The sequence below is a fragment of the Clostridium sp. JS66 genome, from assembly GCF_033561535.1.
In the GTDB taxonomy this organism is placed as follows: Bacteria; Bacillota; Clostridia; order Clostridiales; family Clostridiaceae; genus Clostridium_AM; species Clostridium_AM carboxidivorans.
The window spans coordinates 3,385,687-3,403,959 of the sequence record NZ_CP131467.1 but is presented as its reverse complement, the minus strand read 5'-3'; the positions used below and the strand labels follow the sequence as shown (position 1 = coordinate 3,403,959).

General features: G+C 28.7%; 11 protein-coding genes, 1 pseudogene and 1 other annotated feature. Of the genes and pseudogenes, 9 read left to right on the top strand and 3 right to left on the bottom strand.

The genetic code is table 11. From position 1 onward, the window contains the following. Positions 1–50: 50 nt before the first annotated feature. Positions 51–258 (top strand) — a binding site (T-box leader). A gap of 220 nt (positions 259–478) precedes the next feature. The 3 genes from Q6H37_RS15745 to Q6H37_RS15735 all read left to right on the top strand — a co-directional run bounded on the left by Q6H37_RS15745 (position 479) and on the right by Q6H37_RS15735 (position 4,916). Then, positions 479–1,900 carry a sodium:solute symporter family protein gene (locus Q6H37_RS15745; RefSeq protein ID WP_318733828.1) on the top strand — a complete coding sequence of 474 codons (1,422 nt, stop codon included), beginning with the start codon at positions 479–481 and terminating at the stop codon, positions 1,898–1,900. 62 nt (positions 1,901–1,962) lie between these two features. Then, positions 1,963–3,255, top strand: coding sequence for a nickel-dependent lactate racemase (gene larA, locus Q6H37_RS15740; protein ID WP_318733826.1), 1,293 nt, complete (start codon positions 1,963–1,965; stop codon positions 3,253–3,255). 235 nt (positions 3,256–3,490) lie between these two features. Continuing rightward, a protein-coding gene (locus tag Q6H37_RS15735; RefSeq protein WP_412523860.1) for an IS1182 family transposase occupies positions 3,491–4,916 on the top strand; the annotation gives its coding sequence in 2 pieces (ribosomal slippage) (positions 3,491–4,083 and positions 4,082–4,916; 1,428 coding nt in all). A gap of 103 nt (positions 4,917–5,019) precedes the next feature. Here Q6H37_RS15735 and Q6H37_RS15730 read toward each other — a convergent pair. Beyond that, positions 5,020–7,014: a methyl-accepting chemotaxis protein gene (locus tag Q6H37_RS15730; RefSeq protein ID WP_318733822.1), complete on the bottom strand. Its 1,995-nt coding sequence runs from the start codon at positions 7,012–7,014 to the stop codon at positions 5,020–5,022. A 329-nt stretch (positions 7,015–7,343) separates the two neighbouring features. Here Q6H37_RS15730 and Q6H37_RS15725 point away from each other — a divergent pair, with 329 nt between their 5' ends. Continuing rightward, on the top strand, positions 7,344–9,284 hold the full coding sequence (locus Q6H37_RS15725) for a molybdopterin-dependent oxidoreductase (RefSeq protein ID WP_318733820.1): 1,941 nt from the start codon (positions 7,344–7,346) through the stop codon (positions 9,282–9,284). 193 nt (positions 9,285–9,477) lie between these two features. On the opposite strand, the gene Q6H37_RS15720 is transcribed toward Q6H37_RS15725, so the two are convergent. Beyond that, positions 9,478–9,948, bottom strand: a complete 471-nt coding sequence (locus tag Q6H37_RS15720) for a hypothetical protein (RefSeq protein WP_318733818.1) — start codon at positions 9,946–9,948, stop codon at positions 9,478–9,480. Between the two features lie 246 nt (positions 9,949–10,194). Here Q6H37_RS15720 and Q6H37_RS15715 point away from each other — a divergent pair, with 246 nt between their 5' ends. From Q6H37_RS15715 to Q6H37_RS15700, 4 genes are all read left to right on the top strand, one after another. Next, positions 10,195–11,046, top strand: a complete 852-nt coding sequence (locus Q6H37_RS15715) for a CAP domain-containing protein (protein WP_318733816.1) — start codon at positions 10,195–10,197, stop codon at positions 11,044–11,046. 241 nt (positions 11,047–11,287) lie between these two features. Beyond that, positions 11,288–13,573 (top strand): diguanylate cyclase, encoded by a 2,286-nt coding sequence (locus Q6H37_RS15710; protein ID WP_318733814.1) that lies wholly within the window; start codon positions 11,288–11,290, stop codon positions 13,571–13,573. A 499-nt stretch (positions 13,574–14,072) separates the two neighbouring features. Beyond that, positions 14,073–15,200, top strand: a complete 1,128-nt coding sequence (proB, locus tag Q6H37_RS15705; protein ID WP_318733812.1) for a glutamate 5-kinase — start codon at positions 14,073–14,075, stop codon at positions 15,198–15,200. Positions 15,201–15,228: 28 nt separating this feature from the next. Continuing rightward, entirely contained in the window at positions 15,229–16,485 is a 1,257-nt protein-coding gene (locus tag Q6H37_RS15700; protein WP_318733810.1) for a glutamate-5-semialdehyde dehydrogenase, read from the top strand. A 69-nt stretch (positions 16,486–16,554) separates the two neighbouring features. On the opposite strand, the gene Q6H37_RS15695 is transcribed toward Q6H37_RS15700, so the two are convergent. After that, positions 16,555–16,929 carry a hypothetical protein gene (locus Q6H37_RS15695; protein ID WP_318733808.1) on the bottom strand — a complete coding sequence of 125 codons (375 nt, stop codon included), beginning with the start codon at positions 16,927–16,929 and terminating at the stop codon, positions 16,555–16,557. A gap of 274 nt (positions 16,930–17,203) precedes the next feature. On the opposite strand from Q6H37_RS15695, the pseudogene Q6H37_RS15690 reads away from it, so the two are divergent. Beyond that, positions 17,204–18,271 (top strand): annotated as a pseudogene (locus Q6H37_RS15690) (methyl-accepting chemotaxis protein); the annotation flags it as partial. Positions 18,272–18,273 lie beyond the last annotated feature (2 nt).

The following is an 18,273-nucleotide window of genomic DNA, read 5'->3' as shown; positions in this document are numbered from 1 at the left end:
GCACGAGTAAAATTTATGATTTATAATTTGAAACAATAAATGTAGTAAATTTAAAAGCGATGATGGAAAGAGTAATTGTGCAGATTCAAAAAGAGAGCTAATGGTTGGTGGAAATTAGCGATGAAGTATGGTGAAGTTCATTCCTAAGTTTCAGGTTGAAATTAAGTAGACCATGGCGTAAGACCTACGTTACAGGTAAAAGTGGATTATTTATGTAATCAATCAGGGTGGTACCGCGAGAAAGAATTCGTCCCTTTTCAAGGTACTTTTTTTATACCCAAAATTCATAAATAATTAAATAGAGTGGTACCGCGATATTTTCGTCTCTAACTTTGTTAGAGATGATTTTTTTAATATTTTCAATTTACCACTATACAGTGTTGAAAAATAATTTTACTTTTAAGAATATAAAGATTTCGCGAAAATTTATATAAATACATATGAAATTATTGAAATTATAAAATGAGGAGGGCTATTTATGAATATATCTTTTATAGTTGTAGCTATTTACGTTGCTATATTATTTTGTATTAGTTTTTATGCTAGAAAAAAAGCATCATCTGGGGCAGAAGGTTATATATTAGCAGGCAGGGGATTAAATACTACCCTTATAACTGTTACAATGGTAGGACTTGCTATAGGAGGCTCATCTACAATAGGTGTAGCTGAACAAGCTTATAAGGTAGGACTTTCAGCAGGATGGTATACTGTTGCATGGGGTGTAGGTTCTATTCTTATGGGATTAATAGGAGCAAAAAAGTATAGACAGTTAAATGTTTCTACAGTACCAGAAATGTTTGAAAGATTTTATGATACTAAAGGAAGAATAGTTTGTGTAATAGGACAAATAGTAATTCAACTTATGATTACTTCACTTCAATATATAGCAGGAGGAGCAATTTTATCTTCATTACTTCCAGCTGTATTTACATTGAAAACAGGAATGATTACTACTGCAGTTGTATTCATAGGAATAACTTTTATTGGGGGTATGTGGTCTACAGGACTTTGTAATTTATTTAATGTACCTTTAAAATATATGGGAGTCATTGTAGTTACAGTGTTAGCAGTAGCTTTTAGTGGTGGGATTCATAATATGGTTTTAAAAGTTCCAAATGCAGCTACTTATTTTCATCCAGTGAATGGATTAGGCTTGCCTACAATAATAGTATGGTTTATAGTAATGATAACAGAATGTTTTTCACTTCAAGGTGTTGTACAAGTTTCCTTTTGTGCAAAGGATGCAGATGCTGCAAGAAAAGGATACATAATAGGAGGGCTTTTAATGATTCCTATTGGTTTCTTTGCAGCAATGCTTGGAATGGTTGCTAGAGTGTCATATCCAGGTGTAAGTGCTACTATGGCACTTCCAATGGTTATTACATCTTTAAATCCATTACTTGCAGGTATAACTTTAGCAGCTTTATGGGCAGCTGATATATCAACAGCTTGCAATATGCTTTTGGGTTCAGCAACTTTATTTTCACAAGATATATATAAGAGATTTGTCAACGAAAATATAGGGGAAAAGGAACTTATGAAAATTACTAAATTCTTTGTAGTAATTTTAGGAGTAGTAACATTCTTTATAGCTATTCAAGCAAAAGGAATATTGAGTTTATTAATGATGGCTTTAAGTTTAACTACTGCTTTTAGTATAGTATTTATATTTACAACATTTGTACCATCTATTTGTAGAAAAAATTCAGCATTTAATACAGCAGTAGCAGGAATTATAGTGTTAGTAGTATGGCAGTTAGTACCAGCAGTAAGGATATTACCTCATGTCATATATGCAGAATGGATAGTTTGTCTTATAATATTCTTAATAACTTCATTGTTTGATAGAAAAACAATTAATGCTGTGGAAGGAATTGAAGTGGCATTAAGTGAAAATTAAATTTATGAATCATTAGAAGTTGATTTTTAAATAATTACATTATAAAAGGGGGCATTTTTAATATGAAAAAGGTTGAAATGAATTATGGAAGCACATCTATGGAGGTATGTGTAGAGGAAAAAAATTTAATTGGGGTAATTGAATCTAATAAATTAAAAGAAGAAAAAAGTGAAGATGAAATTATTAAAGAGGCTTTAGAAAATCCAATAGGGAGTGCCAGACTTAAAGAACTTGTACATCAAGGAGAAAAGGTATGTGTGGTAATTCCAGATGTTACTAGAGCATGGCAAAAAACAGATAAATATTTAAATAAAGTAGTAGAAGAAATAAATGCTGGTGGAGTTCAAGATAAAGACATAGTCTTTATAAGTGCATTGGGGTCGCACAGAAAGCAAACAAAAGAAGAGCATGAAAAATTGCTTGGGGAAAAACTTGCAGCTAGATTTGAGGTTATAGATCATGATTGTTATGATAAAGATAATCTAGTATATCTTGGAGAAACTACTTATGGCAATTCTGTTTACATAAATAAAATTGCTATGGAATGTGATCATATAGTAATAACAGGTGGTATAGTGTATCATCTACTTGCAGGGTATGCAGGAGGAAAGAAAACTATTTTACCAGGCATATCTGGTGCAGAAACTATAATGAAGAATCATTCACTTTCCTTAAATGATAATTTAGGTGAAAGTATAAGAGATGGTGTATATCCAGGTGGAATAGAAAACAATCCTGTACATCAGGATATGCTTCAGGCTGCTAGCTTTGTAAGGCCAACCTTCATGTTTAATGTAGTAATGGGTTCAGAAGGACAAATAGCTGCTGCTGTAGCAGGAAACTATATAGCTGCTCATGAAAAGGGAATGGAAATTTTAAAGAATATAGATGGAGTAGGTATAAAAGAAAAGGCTGATTTAGTAATTGCAAGTTCAGGGGGGTATCCAAAGGACATAAATTTGTATCAAGCTACAAAAACATTGACAAATGCTAGAGAAGCAATAAATGAAGGTGGATATATAATTGCACTTCTAGAGTGTAGAGAAGGTCTTGGGGGAGGAAAAGAAATTCAAGATTTAATTTTGAATTATGATAATATATTTGACAGAGAAAAATTTGTTAGAAATAATTTTTCAATTGGCAAATTTATAGCATATTGCATGTGTGAAACTGCTTATAAATTTAAAGTGATTTTAGTATCGGATATTAAGCAGGAGTTGGTTAAAAATGCTAATATTATTGTTGTAAAAACTGTAGATGAAGCTTTGGAGATAGTGTATAAAGAAAAGAGAGAAGATATTAGCACTTATTTGATGCCTCATGCTGCAAATACATTGCCTATACTTAAAAAATAGTAGTTATCTTTATTACAGATGTTTGCAAACAAGTAAAAACTATAATATAGTTTTTATAGTAAAAAGGGCTTAAAAGCCCTTTTTACTCAGGCTGTTGATAAACATATTTTGTCAGCAGCTCTTTTAATTTTTTGCCCGATAGGGATTTTTTTGATTCAAAAAGGATTTTCTGTATAAATGTCGAATATATAATATAGATAAAATTAACCCGATAGGGTTTTTACGGAGGTAATATATGCTTACAAATAATTCAGAAAAACAAAATGAATTAGAATTAGTTTATATAGAAAATTTAGTTCCCAAAAACCATATCCTTAGAAAAATAGATAAATATATTGATTTTTCTTTTATAAGAGAACTAATAAAAGATTTATATTGTCACAATAATGGTAGGCCATCAGTAGATCCAGTAGTCTTATTTAAAATGCTTTTTATTGGATATCTATTTGGTATACGTTCAGAACGTCAGCTTGTTAAAGATATTGAAGTTAATGTAGCTTATAGATGGTTTTTGGGATATAATCTTACAGATAAAATTCCAAGTCATTCAACTATAAGTCAAAATAGAATAGCAAGATTTAAAGATACCAATATATATCAAAAGATATTTGATAATATTGTACTTCAAGCTATAAATAAAAAATTAGTAGATGGTAAAATTTTATACACAGATTCAACTCACTTAAAAGCTAACGCTAATAAAAATAAGTTTACTAAAGAAATAATTACTCAGTCAACTAAAGGATATCTTGAACAACTGGAAAAAGATATTGATAAAGATAGAATAGAACATGGAAAAAAACCTTTAAAAAAAAGAAAAAATAGCTGAAACTAAAGAAATAAAAGTAAGCACTACAGATCCTGAAAGTGGATACATGGTTAGAGAAGGTAAACCGAAAGGTTTCTTCTATTTGGATCATAGAACAGTAGATGGCAAATACAATATAATAACTGATGTCTACGTAACTCCAGGAAATATTAATGATGTAGATCCTTATATTGATAGATTAAAAACACAAATAGAAAAGTTTAATTTTCACACAAAATATGTAGTTGCTGATGCTGGTTATTCAACTAATCCAATTTGTAAAAAACTTTCTGAGAAAAGTTATAAGGCCGTTTTAGGCTTTAGACTAGGACCGCACGTTAAAGGCAAATTTACAAAATATAGATTTCAGTATGTTAAAGATTTAGATGGTTATGTTTGTGAAAATAAGTACCTATTAAAATATAAAACAACCAATAGACAAGGCTATAAAGAATATGTTAGTAATTCAGATAATTGTACAAACTGTAAATATAGAGATAAATGTTTAACTTCAGATAAAGCAAGCTTTAGAACTATTAGACGCCATGTTTGGGAGGACTATAAAGAAGAAGTTTTTAAGTTTACCAAGACAGAAAAAGGAAAAAGTATATATAATAGACGAAAAGAAAAAATTGAGCGTAGCTTTGCAGATTCAAAAAATCTTCATGGTCTACGCTATGCTCGTTTGCGTGGAATCAAAAAAGTTTCTGAACAATGCCTACTTACGGCAGCAGTTCAGAATATGAAAAAGATAGCCAGAGTGCTATCGCACATTTTTTTGATTTTACGAAACAACTATTTACAAATATTTGAAGATGTTGATATTTTCTATAAATACTACCGCATAAATTAGAATCGATAATTTTACCCAGCACTTTTAAAAGTGCTGGGTTCTTGAACAATCTGAGTAAAAAGGGCTTAAAAGCCCTTTTTACTATTTAGATGATAAAAGCAATTTAAATTTTAAATTTTTGAATCATTTCATTAAGGGTTTGAGCAAATTCGGCTTGTCCTTGAGCTGTTATGGCTACCTGTTCAACAGCCTTAGTAGTTTCCTCAATACTTGCTGTTATGGTTTCAGCATTTTCGCATGATCTTTGTGTATTTTTCGTCATATTTTGTATTGATTCATTTACTTGATTTATTGTAACATTAAGTTTATCTGACATAATAGCTATTTGCTTTGACATTTTAGAAATAAACTCAGCATCATTATAATATTGATTTCCCATATTACTAAATTCTCCAAGCCTATAATCTACGTTTTCATTTATAAATTTTAAAATATCATTGCTATTATTTGAACTGTCTTTAAAAGCCTCATATACTTTTTCAATAGTGTTTTGAATAACAGTTACTGATTGGGAGGATTGTTCTGCAAGTTTTCGTACTTCATCTGCAACTACAGCAAAACCTTTTCCTTGTTCTCCAGCTCTAGCTGCTTCTATAGCTGCATTAAGAGCAAGCAGATTTGTTTGTTCTGCTATACTTGCTATAGTGTCTGCCATATTTCTTATGTTTTCTACTACTTTTCCAGCTTCCATAGATTTTAGCACTTTTTCCTTCTTTTCTTCATAAATATTTCTTGTTTCTTCTATGGAAATCTTTCCTTTATTACTACCAGCTATAGCTCTTTCCTTAGATTCGTTTGCAATATTATTTCCTTCAGCCGCTCTTTGTGCTAGTTCGCTGATATTAGAATTCACTTCATCTATTGATGCAGTTATTTCCTCTGAGGAATCACTTGTTTCTTGTATAGTATTTGTTATATTTCTAGTTGCTTCATTTATTTCATGAAACTTTGATGTTAATTCTTCAGTAGTTGCAGAAAGTTCTTCGCTAGAGGCACTCATATCTTGAGAATTGTCCATTATCTTTTTTATTAATGTAACTAATTCTTTTTGCATCATAACAAATGAATTAGAAAGTTGACCTATTTCATCTTTATGTGATAACAAAGATTCACAACTATTATCATAGGTTAAATCATAGTTGCTCATTTTGTTCATAGCTTTTGATAAGGTCACTATAGGATCTCCTATTCTCTTACTAAAGTATATAGAAACTGCAAGGGCTATTAATAATGAACCAATCATTATTGCAACAAATAATAATACTAATTTTTTCATTGGAGCTAGTATATCAATAGTAGGCACTGAGAATCCAACTATCCAGTTGTTTGCTGTTACTTTGGAGGTTACAAAATATTTTTCTTTACCGTCATAATCTTTTAAGGTACTAATATTACTATTTAAAATTTTCGAATATCCTCCATTAAAAACTTTTGTAATATTTTTTATTTCTTTTTCTGTAGGATTATAATCTTTGTTTCCGTGAATCAAAATGTTATTTTCGCTGTCAATTAAAAAAGCATAACTGTCTTGTAAAGGCTTTGCTTTTTCTAGAATATCTGTAATGGTTCCTAGGTTAATATCGCAACCTAGTACACCAACTATCTCACCATTTCTAGTTATAGGTCTAGCTATGCCTACCATCATTTTTTTTGTTTTAGCATCCATGTATGGTGTAGAATAAACTAGTCCCTTTTTTTCAATAGCATTTTTGTACCAAACTCTTTGCGTAAAATCAATGTCTGCTGGTGGAATCCAACCACTTCCAACAAGCATTTTTTTATTAGCAAACGCTATGTATATATCTGAAGCATAAGAATTTGATTTTAGTTTCTTTTGGAAATACTGCATAATTTTGGCGTCACTAAAGTCATCCATATTTTCCATAGAATCACCAACTTCATTTAGTATTTTTCCTTGTCCGTCAAGCCAGCCATTGATCATTTGAGAATATTTGTCTGCTGATGTTAAAAGCCCATTTTTAGATTCTTTCATTATAGAATTATAGGATATGGAATAGGTAATTATAGATGATAATAATAAACTAAAAATGCATACTAGAGAAATTACTAATGTTATTTTTGACTTAATGCTTTTCATAAAAATCTCCTCCTTTAGAATTGGCATGTGAGTATTTGAAAAACAATATATTGTACGTTTAAAGTTTAAAAAAGCAGAATTTTAAGTTAAAATATGCATTTTAATTCAAATATAGACTTTATTTTATAAATTATAACATAATTTTGTTGTAAATTGTATCAATTTTTTAAATAAACTATATAGTGTGAATATATTTATTTTTGACAAATAAGTATGTTAAAATAATTATTAGATGCAATATAAGTAGACGTGCTATAATATAGTTTTTACAAAAAGTTATGAATTGAAATTGGGAAAGATTCTAGGCTAATAGAAAAGAGGTGTTATGAATGATAAAAAGCCATGGATGCACTCTAGATTGTTTTGGATGTTGTAAATTTAATGTACAAATCGAAGATGATAACATAGTAACAATAGAAGGTGATAAAAATCATCCTTATACAAAGGGGTTAATTTGTGAAAAAGGGAGAAATCATTTAAAAAGGTTAAAGGATAAGGATAGAATATACTTTCCAATGAAAAAGAAAGATGGTAAATGGCTAAACATAAGCTTTGAAGAAGCCATTGGTATAATTTCTAACAAATTAAAGAAATGTCCTTCAAATTCCGTAATGCATTATAGTGAATCGGGTTCAGGTTCCATATTGAAAGGGATAGAAGACATATTTTTTAATTTTTATGGAGGAATAACTAAAGCTGATGGTGGAACGTGTTGGAGTGCTGGTAGTAAGGCTCAAGAGTATGATTTTGGATACAATAAATCTAATTGTATAGACGATATTTTTAACTCAAAAAATATAATTTTATGGAGTAAAAATCCAACAAGTTCTCATATACAATTATTGAGTAGAATAAAAAGTGCAAAAGAAAAAGGTGCTAAAATAATAGTGATAGATCCCATTTATACAGATACTGCAAAAATAGCAGATATATATATAAGGATTAATCCAGCTACAGATGCAGCTTTAGCTATGGCTATGAGCAAAATAATATTGGAAGAAAGTTTGGAGGATAAAGAATTTATAAAAGAAAATGTAGTTGGATTTGAAAAATACAAGAATTATTTAGTCACTTTAGATATAAATTATTTATGTGAAGAATGTGGTGTTAGTATAGACAAGGTAAAAGAAATTACTCATATTTATGCTAAACAAAAGTATAGTAGTATATATTTAGGTTATGGAGCTCAAAGATATAAAAATGGAGGAAATTCAGTAAGAGCAATAGATGCTTTAGCTGCAATAACAGGAAGCATAGGAAAAAAAGGTGGGGGAGTAAATTATAATAATAAAGTATATCCTGATATATTAAATTTAGACCCTTATAATAGTTATAAATATTCTATAAATGAAAGATGTTTTAATTTAAATGAATTTCATGATTTTGTAAAAGATAATATAAAAGCTATATTTATTAGTAAAGCCAATCCTCTTAATCAATGGCCTAATCTAAATGAATTTACAGATGCTTTTAAAAGCATAGAATTTAAGGTATGTATAGATATGTTTTTTACGGATACAGCAAAACATTGTGATTTATTTATTCCTTGTACAAATACATTGGAAAGCGAAGATTTATTGTATTCTTCAATGAATAATCCATATATCATATATAATGAGAAATGTGTAGAACCAAAGCATAAATTAATGGATGAATATTATTTTTTCATGGAACTTGCAAGAAAAATGGACATGAAACATTATCCTTATGTATCTAAAGAAGAATATTTAAGTGAAATCATAAAACCTTTAAAAAACAAAGGAATAACTCTTGAAAAAATAAAAAATGAATATGTAAATATACAAGAAAGTAGCATTGCTTGGGAAGATTTAATATTTAAAACACCTTCTAAGAAAATAGAAATATATTCTGAAAGTGCCAAAAAGGATAATGTTAGTCCTATGCCAATTTATATAAACAATGAAGGCAGTAGAAAATATAGGCTCTTAACTACTCATCCTAAAAAGTCATTGATGTCGCAAAGTTTTAAAAATGTAAATACAATGTCTATAGCTAATATAAGTGAAATTACTGCTAAAGAATATAATTTGACTAATGGAGATATTATTAATTTAAAATCTCATAATGGAGAGATAGATGTGCAAGTTAATATAAATAATAAACTTTCTGATAAAGTTATTCATATGGAAATAGGTTGGTGGGAAAAGAGTTCAAATCCTAATATGTTAACTGAAAGTGCATTTTCAGATATGGGAAAACAAGTAGCTTATAATGATACTTTTGTTGAAATTAAAAAAGTTTACTCCTAAAAGGGAGGAGTTTCTTGAATAATTTATAGTATATAAAAAAATAAATAATTGTACTATTAAGGTTGCTATAATTATAAAAAGTCTAAGAGCTTAATTAATTATAGCAATCTTAAAGTCTATGAATAAAAAATATAATTCTTAAATTAAGATAGCATTAGAACAGCTAGTTCATTAACATATTAGAAAGTATATATTAATAAATTACATATATAGTGTATCCTGGTATGTTTGAGTAAGGTATGCCTATACTTAATAATTTAGAATTTTTTATTCTATGAGCACATATATATGTACCTGAACATTTTCCAAAGTCTATAGTCTTTTTACAAATTTCTGAATCCTTGATTAAAACTAAATCCAGTTGAGTTTTTTCAATATTTATATTGTAATCTATTATAGGAATTTTAGTATCCGAATAATTTAGGGCTTCTAAATTCACATCTTCTGAGGTCATTAATAAAACATTTTTAACTAATAATATTAGTTCGGACAAATCATTGGTTCTTCTTTCTCCATAGGTGTTCAATTCCTTTTTCATCAATTCATTAAATTCCAGATAGTCTCTAGCACTTTTTAATGCAACCTTTTTTCTTCTAGATTTTTCATATAATAATGGTTCTTTTTTATGAGTATTAATATTTTTAATGATTTCAGTATTGTCCATATAAACAACTCCTTTATGACTGTTCTTAATAAATTAATTAGCGTAACAAACCAATTACATAAAATATGTATATTTATATAATAATTATAAAATTAAAATATGTAAATATATATTATAGATAAATTTGCATATTTTAATTTTATAAATTTATTGTGTAAAAACTTACATAAATAAAATACATAATATCTACTAATAATATAGGTGTTCATTAAATAATATAAATTTACAAAGAAAGGTGGAAATGCAGTGAAAAAGAAAATATCTATTTTTTCTATATGTATATTATCCCTTTCTCTATTTGGATGCACAGCTAGGCAGAATGCTACTATGCCAAAGAAAGCACAACCTATTGGCGGAGTAGAATCTTCGGCATATGGAACAGAAAATGTTCAAAGAATAAAAATAACTGATGACAATACCAGTATAAGAAGAAGCTGCGCTAATGATGCACCTGTAATACAAAGAACAAGTAAGGGAAATTCTTATGATGTAGTTAGTAAAGTTCAAGATTGGTATGCAGTAAAGCTTCCTGACAATTCAATTGGTTTTATACCTACAGAGCAAGGTAGAGCTGTGGTAGTTGATGATAAAAAACCTCAAGCTACACCTGACAATACTGCAACAGCACCGCAAGGAAGTACTACTGGAGGTGCTGCACAAGGAACAAACATACCCAAAACACCAAGTGCACAAACAAACTCCAGTACTTTAAGTTCCGCGGAACAGCAGATGATAAAGATGGTAAATGATGCTCGTGTTCAAAATAATTTGCCTGCATTAAAAGTTGATACTCAATTATGTAATGTAGCTAGAATTAAAGCTCAAGATATGATAGATAATAACTATTTTAGTCATAGTTCACCTAAGTATGGAAGTCCTTTTGATATGATGAAATCCTTTGGAATAAAGTATGTTGCAGCTGGTGAGAACATTGCTGGTAACCAGAGCGTTCAAAATGCTGAAAATGCATTGATGAATTCTCCAGGTCATAGAAAAAATATATTAAATCCTGATTTTACTCATATAGGAATAGGAATAAGGCAAGGTGGACCTTATAGCAATATGTTTAGTCAAATGTTTATAAGTAGACCTCAATAATATAAATATGATTTCCATATATGATAAAGTAAGCTATATTTATACCTAACTAAATTTACAAAATAGGTATAGTATAGCTTATTTCTCTTTTTATAAGATTTGATAAATAAACTACATTAAAATACTAAATTATTATATTTACATTATTGCAATGTGATATAATAATTTTATAAAATTTTGTATTATAATTAGAATTAGATATTCTGAGGATTAAGATAACTATTTTATTAGGAGGTGCGGCATGAAACAATATGGATTTATATATACTAATTTTATCAAAATGAAATCTTTTATTTATAGTAAAAATATAGATACTGAATGTAATATTCTTATTCAAATTTTTACTGGAGTAGTTGAAATTGAATTTATTAGAAGAATTATAAATGAAATAACCTCCTTACTTCCTCAAGCAGAAATTATAGGTTCAACCACTGCTGGAGAAATATTTGAAGGAAAAGTTTGCACTAAAGCTACTATAGTATCTTTTTCAATTTTTGAAAAAACCAAAGTTAAAACAAAAATTTTAAATAACCATGACAATGAAAATAAATTAGGAAATTGTATTGTAAAGGATTTAGTTGAAGAAAACACAAAGGTTATTATTTTATTTTCAGAAGGTTTGTTAATGAGTGGACATGGCATAATTAAAGGAATACAGAAAGCAAATTCTAATATCATAGTTTGTGGTGGAAAAGCTAGTGATAATGGATATTTTGAGAAAACGTTTGTATTTACAAAAGAAAAAATTATACAAAATGGTGTTGCAGCAGCTTCTCTTACAGGTAAAGAACTTAATGTTACTACTGAATATAGCTTTTGTTGGTGTTCCATTGGAAAATTAATGACCATTACTAAAGCAATAAATAATAGAATTTTTACAATAAATAATATAAAAACTATGGATATTTATAAAAAGTATCTTGGTGATAAAGTAGCTGAAGAATTACCTATGTCGGCTACAGAATTTCCTCTAATAATAAAAAAGAATAATATAAATATAGCTAGAGTACCTTTTAAATGTCATGATGATGGATCTATGACTTTTCTTGGGAATGTAGAAACTGGTGATAAGGTTCAATTTGGTTATGGTAATGTTAATATGATAATTGATAATTCTTTAAACATAGTTGGTAGTTTACAAGATAAGCCAATAGAAGGGGTATTTATTTATTCATGTTCTATAAGAAGATCTTTCATGCAAAATAATATTGAATTGGAAACAATACCTTTAAATAAAATAGCTCCTGCTTATGGATTTTTTACTTATGGAGAGTTTTTTACTGGTAATAATTCAAATCAATTATTAAATGCAACTATGACAATATTAGGACTTTCAGAAGGAGAACAAGTATCAAGGAATAATAAAGAAGCAATAATTAATAAAAAATGTTCCTTAAAAAGTTTTTTTGATAATAAGGATATTGGAGTAATTAGAGCCTTTACTCACCTCACTAATGAAGTTACAAAAGAATTGCAGGAAGCAAATGAATTGTTAAAATGCCAAAGACATAAAATAGAACAAATGAAAAATATAACAAGTTCAATGATGGAAATAAGTAATCAAATATTGAGCTCTGAAGAAGTTGGAAATTCTGTTCAGATGATATTAGACAAGTCATTGGAGATAATCCCTAATGCACAAGTTGGAAGCATTTTATTTTTAAGAAATAGTAAATTAATCTATGAAGCTTCAAAAGGATATTCTTTTGATCAATTGGAAATGAGTTATGACATTGAAGATATACCTGTATACCAGCGTTATTATTTAGATAAACTGAACGATCCTACAATAGTAAGTGAACTAGATAAATTTCTATTTAGAAAAAAATATATATATGATCATTGGAAAAGTATGTTTAATAAGATTCCTGTTGAACTTTTATGTAACAGCATTGTCATTGATGATAAAATAATTGGATTCATTAGTTTATTTAATATATATAATAATAGTAAATTTTCAGAAGAGGATAAACTTTTAGTTAAGCACTTGTGTAATGAAATTGCTATAGCTTTAAAAAATGCTGAATTAATACAAAATACCTTATATATGTCAAGGTATGATAGTTTAACTGGTTTGTGCAATAGACGGTATTTTAGAGAATTATTCATTAAAACCCTAAATGAAGCAATTATTTCAAATAAAGTTTTTGTTGTATGCATAATAGATTTAAATAATTTAAAAACAATTAACGATAATTATGGTCATGATATTGGAGATGAATTTTTAGTGAAATTTGTAGAAATATTCAAATCTGAAATTGATAATGGTGATATTTTTGGAAGAAGTGGGGGAGATGAATTTGAAGTGATATTTGTCAATAAAGACAAACTTCAAGTTCTTGACATTATTGAAAGAATTAATATTGCATTAAAGAATTATTCCTTTGACTTTAGTAAATATGTAAAAATTACATTTGCATATGGACTTGCGGAATTCTCAAAGGATTCTACTAATATTGCTGAACTCTTAAAAATAGCAGATAAAAGAATGTATGAAAAGAAGAAAATAATGAAAAAAAACACTTGAAAATTTAAAAAGATATATACATGTGGTTGCATAAGTGACAAATATATATTATTATATATGAAAAGAAAATTGAAAATTATAATATTTTGAAAGTTCTACAATAAGAATCAAGATGTGGGCAAGGACATCAAAAATGTATTTGTTTAATTAAGTTTTAGATATTTTTACATTATCTAAAACTCAGTTGAACTTATTAGTGATTAATATAGGTTTACTGATCCATTAAATTTATGTTAAGTATTGATCACTGCAAAAAATAGGGAAGGTGGTAAAAAATCTGCTGCAAACTTTGCCAATGTGAACAGGTCAATTTTTAAAGTAATCATTTCATGATAAATTGTGATAATAGGTAGCATTCATTTCGTTAGTCAAAATTATGCTTTAAATTGAATTTCATAACATAGAATATGAAGGTATACATTTTACATTATATGATTTTAATAACGCATGTTTATATTTTAAGTGGCGGGTTTAAGTTGCGTTTTGCAACTAAAAGGTTATGGAGCTTAGGAAAAAATATTTAAAAAACGTAAAAAGAATAGTCATAAAGGTTGGTTCTTCTACTTTAACACACAAAAGTGGTCTCTTAAATTTAAATCAAATTGAAAAAATTGTTAGGCAAATAGCTGATTTGCATAATGAAGGCAAAGAGGTGGTGCTAGTTACATCAGGAGCTATTGCTGCTGGAATTGGAAAATTAGGACTTAAAAGTAGACCTAAAACTATTCCAGAAAAGCAAGCAGCAGCTGCTGTAGGTCAGGGAATACTTATGCATATGTATGAAAAAATTTTTTCAGAATATGGAAAAGTAGCTGCACAAATTCTTATAACAAAGGATGATATTTCTCATAGAACTAGATTTTTAAATGCAAGAAATACATTTTTTGCTTTAGCTGAAATGGGAGCAATTCCTATAGTAAATGAAAATGATGCCATTATAGTAGATGAAATAAAATTTGGAGATAATGACACTTTATCTGCTACTGTAGCTTCTTTTGTTGAAGCGGATTTATTGATCTTGCTTTCAGATATTGAAGGATTATATGATAGTAATCCAAGAACCAATCCTAATGCAAAGCTTATACATGAAGTTAAAGAAATTACAGAAGAAATTGAAAATTGTGCCGGGGGTGCAGGATCTTCTTTAGGTACAGGTGGAATGGCTACAAAAATAAGTGCTGGAAGAATTGCTACTGCTGCAGGTGTTTCAATGGTGATAGCAAATGGTGAACATGAAAATGTTATAAGAGATATTGTTAATTTAAAAGAAGTTGGCACATTATTTGCACCTAATGAGCATCCACTTCCTCTTAGGAAGCATTGGATTACCTTTAGTACGGATATAAAAGGAAAGCTAGTAGTGGATGATGGAGCCTTTGAAGCTATTTTTTATAATCATAAGAGTCTTTTGCCTAAAGGATTAGTGAATGTTGAAGGTTTTTTTGAACAAGGTCAAATCGTATCTATTGAAAATTTTAAAGGTATAGAAATAGGAAGAGGAATAAGTAATTATAGTTCAAGTGAAATTGAACAAATTAAAGGTTTGAATTCAGATGAAATAGAAAATAAATTAGGGTATAAAAATTATGATGAAATAATACATTGTAATAATATGGTGATATCGTAAAAACATAAACTAAAGGAAGGGTACAAAGATGGATATTAATAATTATATATTTGATAAGGCTTTAAAAGCTAAAGAAGCATCAAGAAAACTTGCTTATTTAAGTGCTGAAGAAAAGAATAAAGCACTAATTAGTATGAGTGAAGCTTTAATAAATAATGAAACTTTTATACTGGAACAAAATGAAAAAGATTTAAAAGAAGGTAAAAGCAACGGTATGACAGAATCTTTGCTAGATAGGTTGGCTTTAAATCACAAGAGAATAGAAGATATGGCATTAGGTCTCAAAAATGTTGCTTCTATGGATGATCCTATAGGCCAAGTATTAAAAATGTGGAGAAGACCTAATGATCTTCAAATAGGCCAAATGAGAGTACCGCTTGGAGTTATAGGAATTATTTATGAAGCAAGACCTAATGTTACTGTAGATGCAGCAGCTTTATGTATAAAGTCTGGAAATGCTATAATTCTTAGAGGTGGAAAAGAAGCTATAAATTCTAATAAAGCTATTGCAGATACTATAATCAAGGCAGGAGAACTATCAGGACTTCCAAAGGGAAGTATTCAGCTTATAGAAGTTACTGATAGAGAAGGGGTTAACTGCATGATGAAGCTGAATGGGTACATAGATGTGCTTATTCCAAGAGGTGGAGCAGGCCTTATACAAAATGTAGTGAAAAATTCAACTGTACCTGTAATTGAAACTGGAGTTGGAAACTGTCATGTATATGTAGATGAAGATGCTGATTTAGAAATGGCTGAAAATATAGTGGTCAATGCAAAAACTCAAAGACCTGCTGTATGTAATGCTATGGAAACATTATTAGTGCATAAAAATGCTGCTCGAAAATTTTTACCAAAGCTTGGTGAAACTTTGAAATCTTTAGGGGTTGAAATAAGAGGATGTAAAGAAACAGAAAAGTATATAAAGGATATAGTTTCAGCTGAGGAGAAAGATTGGGAAACTGAATATTTAAATTTGATTTTGGCTATTAAAGTTGTGAATTCCATGGATGAAGCAATGGATCATATTTATAAATATGGAACCAAACATTCTGAAGCTATAATTACGAATAACTATAAAAATAGCCAGAGATTTTTGAATGAGGTTGATGCAGCAGCAGTATATGTAAATGCATCTACACGTTTTACTGATGGAAGTGAATTTGGATTCGGTGCAGAAATAGGGATAAGTACTCAAAAGCTTCATGCTAGAGGGCCTATGGGACTTGAGCAGTTGACTACCACGAAATATATTATATATGGTCAGGGACAAACCAGAAAATAAAAGAGAGTATAAAGATTTAAATAAAAAATAAACTAGAAACTTTTATATTGTTTCTAGTTTATTTTTTATTTAAGTTCTACCATGAAATTCAGTATGACATTTTTTGCATGTAATTAGTATTTTGCCTTTTTTCCTAGGAACTCTAAGTTTTTGAGAACAATGAGGACATTTAAATACCTTATAATATTTAAAATCATTAATTTTCATTTTAAATCTATATATCATTTGTTTAATTATAAGAATGCTATTTTCGAAGCCCTGCAATTCTTGATATCTTCTATATTTATTTTTTGAAAGAGTTCTCCAAGTAGCATAAACTGCTAATAATATCCCTATGATTACACTATTTCTATTTAGTGAGAAAATAAGAGCAATAATTAAAAGATATTTAGAAAATTTATCTAAGCCATAACAATCTTTTAAATAATAAGAAAACTTATTCAATGTCATTCCTCCTAAAAAATTATTATTATATATTACAATTACTTTAGCATATGTATTTTATCCATTCAAGAAAACATTTTGTTAATTAATTAAGGAAGCTTGTAAGAGATATACAAGCTAAAAAAATTTAGTATATTTTATGTGATATAAAAGTAGAATTTGATGATCTAATGAGGAGAGAGATAAGCTTAATGATCTGTTAAATCGAATTAGCATAAAATTACAAAAAAAAGTATACTTATATATGAATTATACAAAATAAATATTTTGTACAATGGAAATAAATAAAGTTTTAGTTTTTGCAGAAGCTCTAGGAGAAGGAGATTTAAGTAAATCTATAGAAGTGGATAGGAAAGATGAAATAGGAAATTTAGGGAAGGCTTTAAATAAAGCTTGTGAAAATGTGAAAGAATTAATAAGTTCAATAATGGATAGTGCAGGAGATATAAGTTCTTCCAGTGAGGAATTATCTGCAACTACTGAGGAAATTACATCTATGATGGAAGCTGCAAATGAATCAACTGAACAAATTTCACAAGGAGCTCAAGAGTTGAGTTCAACAACCGAAGAAGTAAATACATCTATGCAGGATATTTCTACATCAACTAGCGAATTACTAAACAGATCAATAGATGCTAAGAATTCTTCAGAAGAAATAAGTAAACGTGCAATTGAGATAAAAGATAAAGCAGCTAAAAACATAAAAGATGGAGAAATAATATATAATGAAAAGCGAGACAATATTATAAAATCAATTGAGGATGGTAAGGTGGTTGAACAAGTTAAAATTATGGCTGATTCCATTGGAAGTATAGCAGAGCAAACAAACCTTCTTGCATTAAATGCTGCAATAGAAGCAGCAAGAGCTGGCGAACAGGGAAAGGGATTTGCAGTGGTTGCTGATGAAGTTAGAGATTTGGCAGAACAATCTTCTCGAGCTGTGAGCAATATTCAAAATATGGTATCTCAAGTAAAGAATGCATTTGACAGTTTATCGAAAAGTGGACAAGATATATTACAATACATGGAAAGTATTGTTAAACCTAGTTATGAATTACTTATGAATACAGGTGTGCAGTATGAAAAAGATTCTGATTACATAAGAGATATGTCTGAAAAAATTTCAGCTTTATCAAATAAAATGAATGATGATATAGGCAATATAAGTGGTTCAGTTCAAAATATATCAGCAACTTCACAGGAATCAGCAGCTGGTTCAGAAGAAGTTACGAGCAGTATAAATGAAATAACAAAAGCTGTAAGTGAGGTTTCTAAATCTGCTCAAAGTCAAGCTGAACTTGCGCAAAAAATTAACGAAATGGTTCAAAAATTTAAAATATAAAC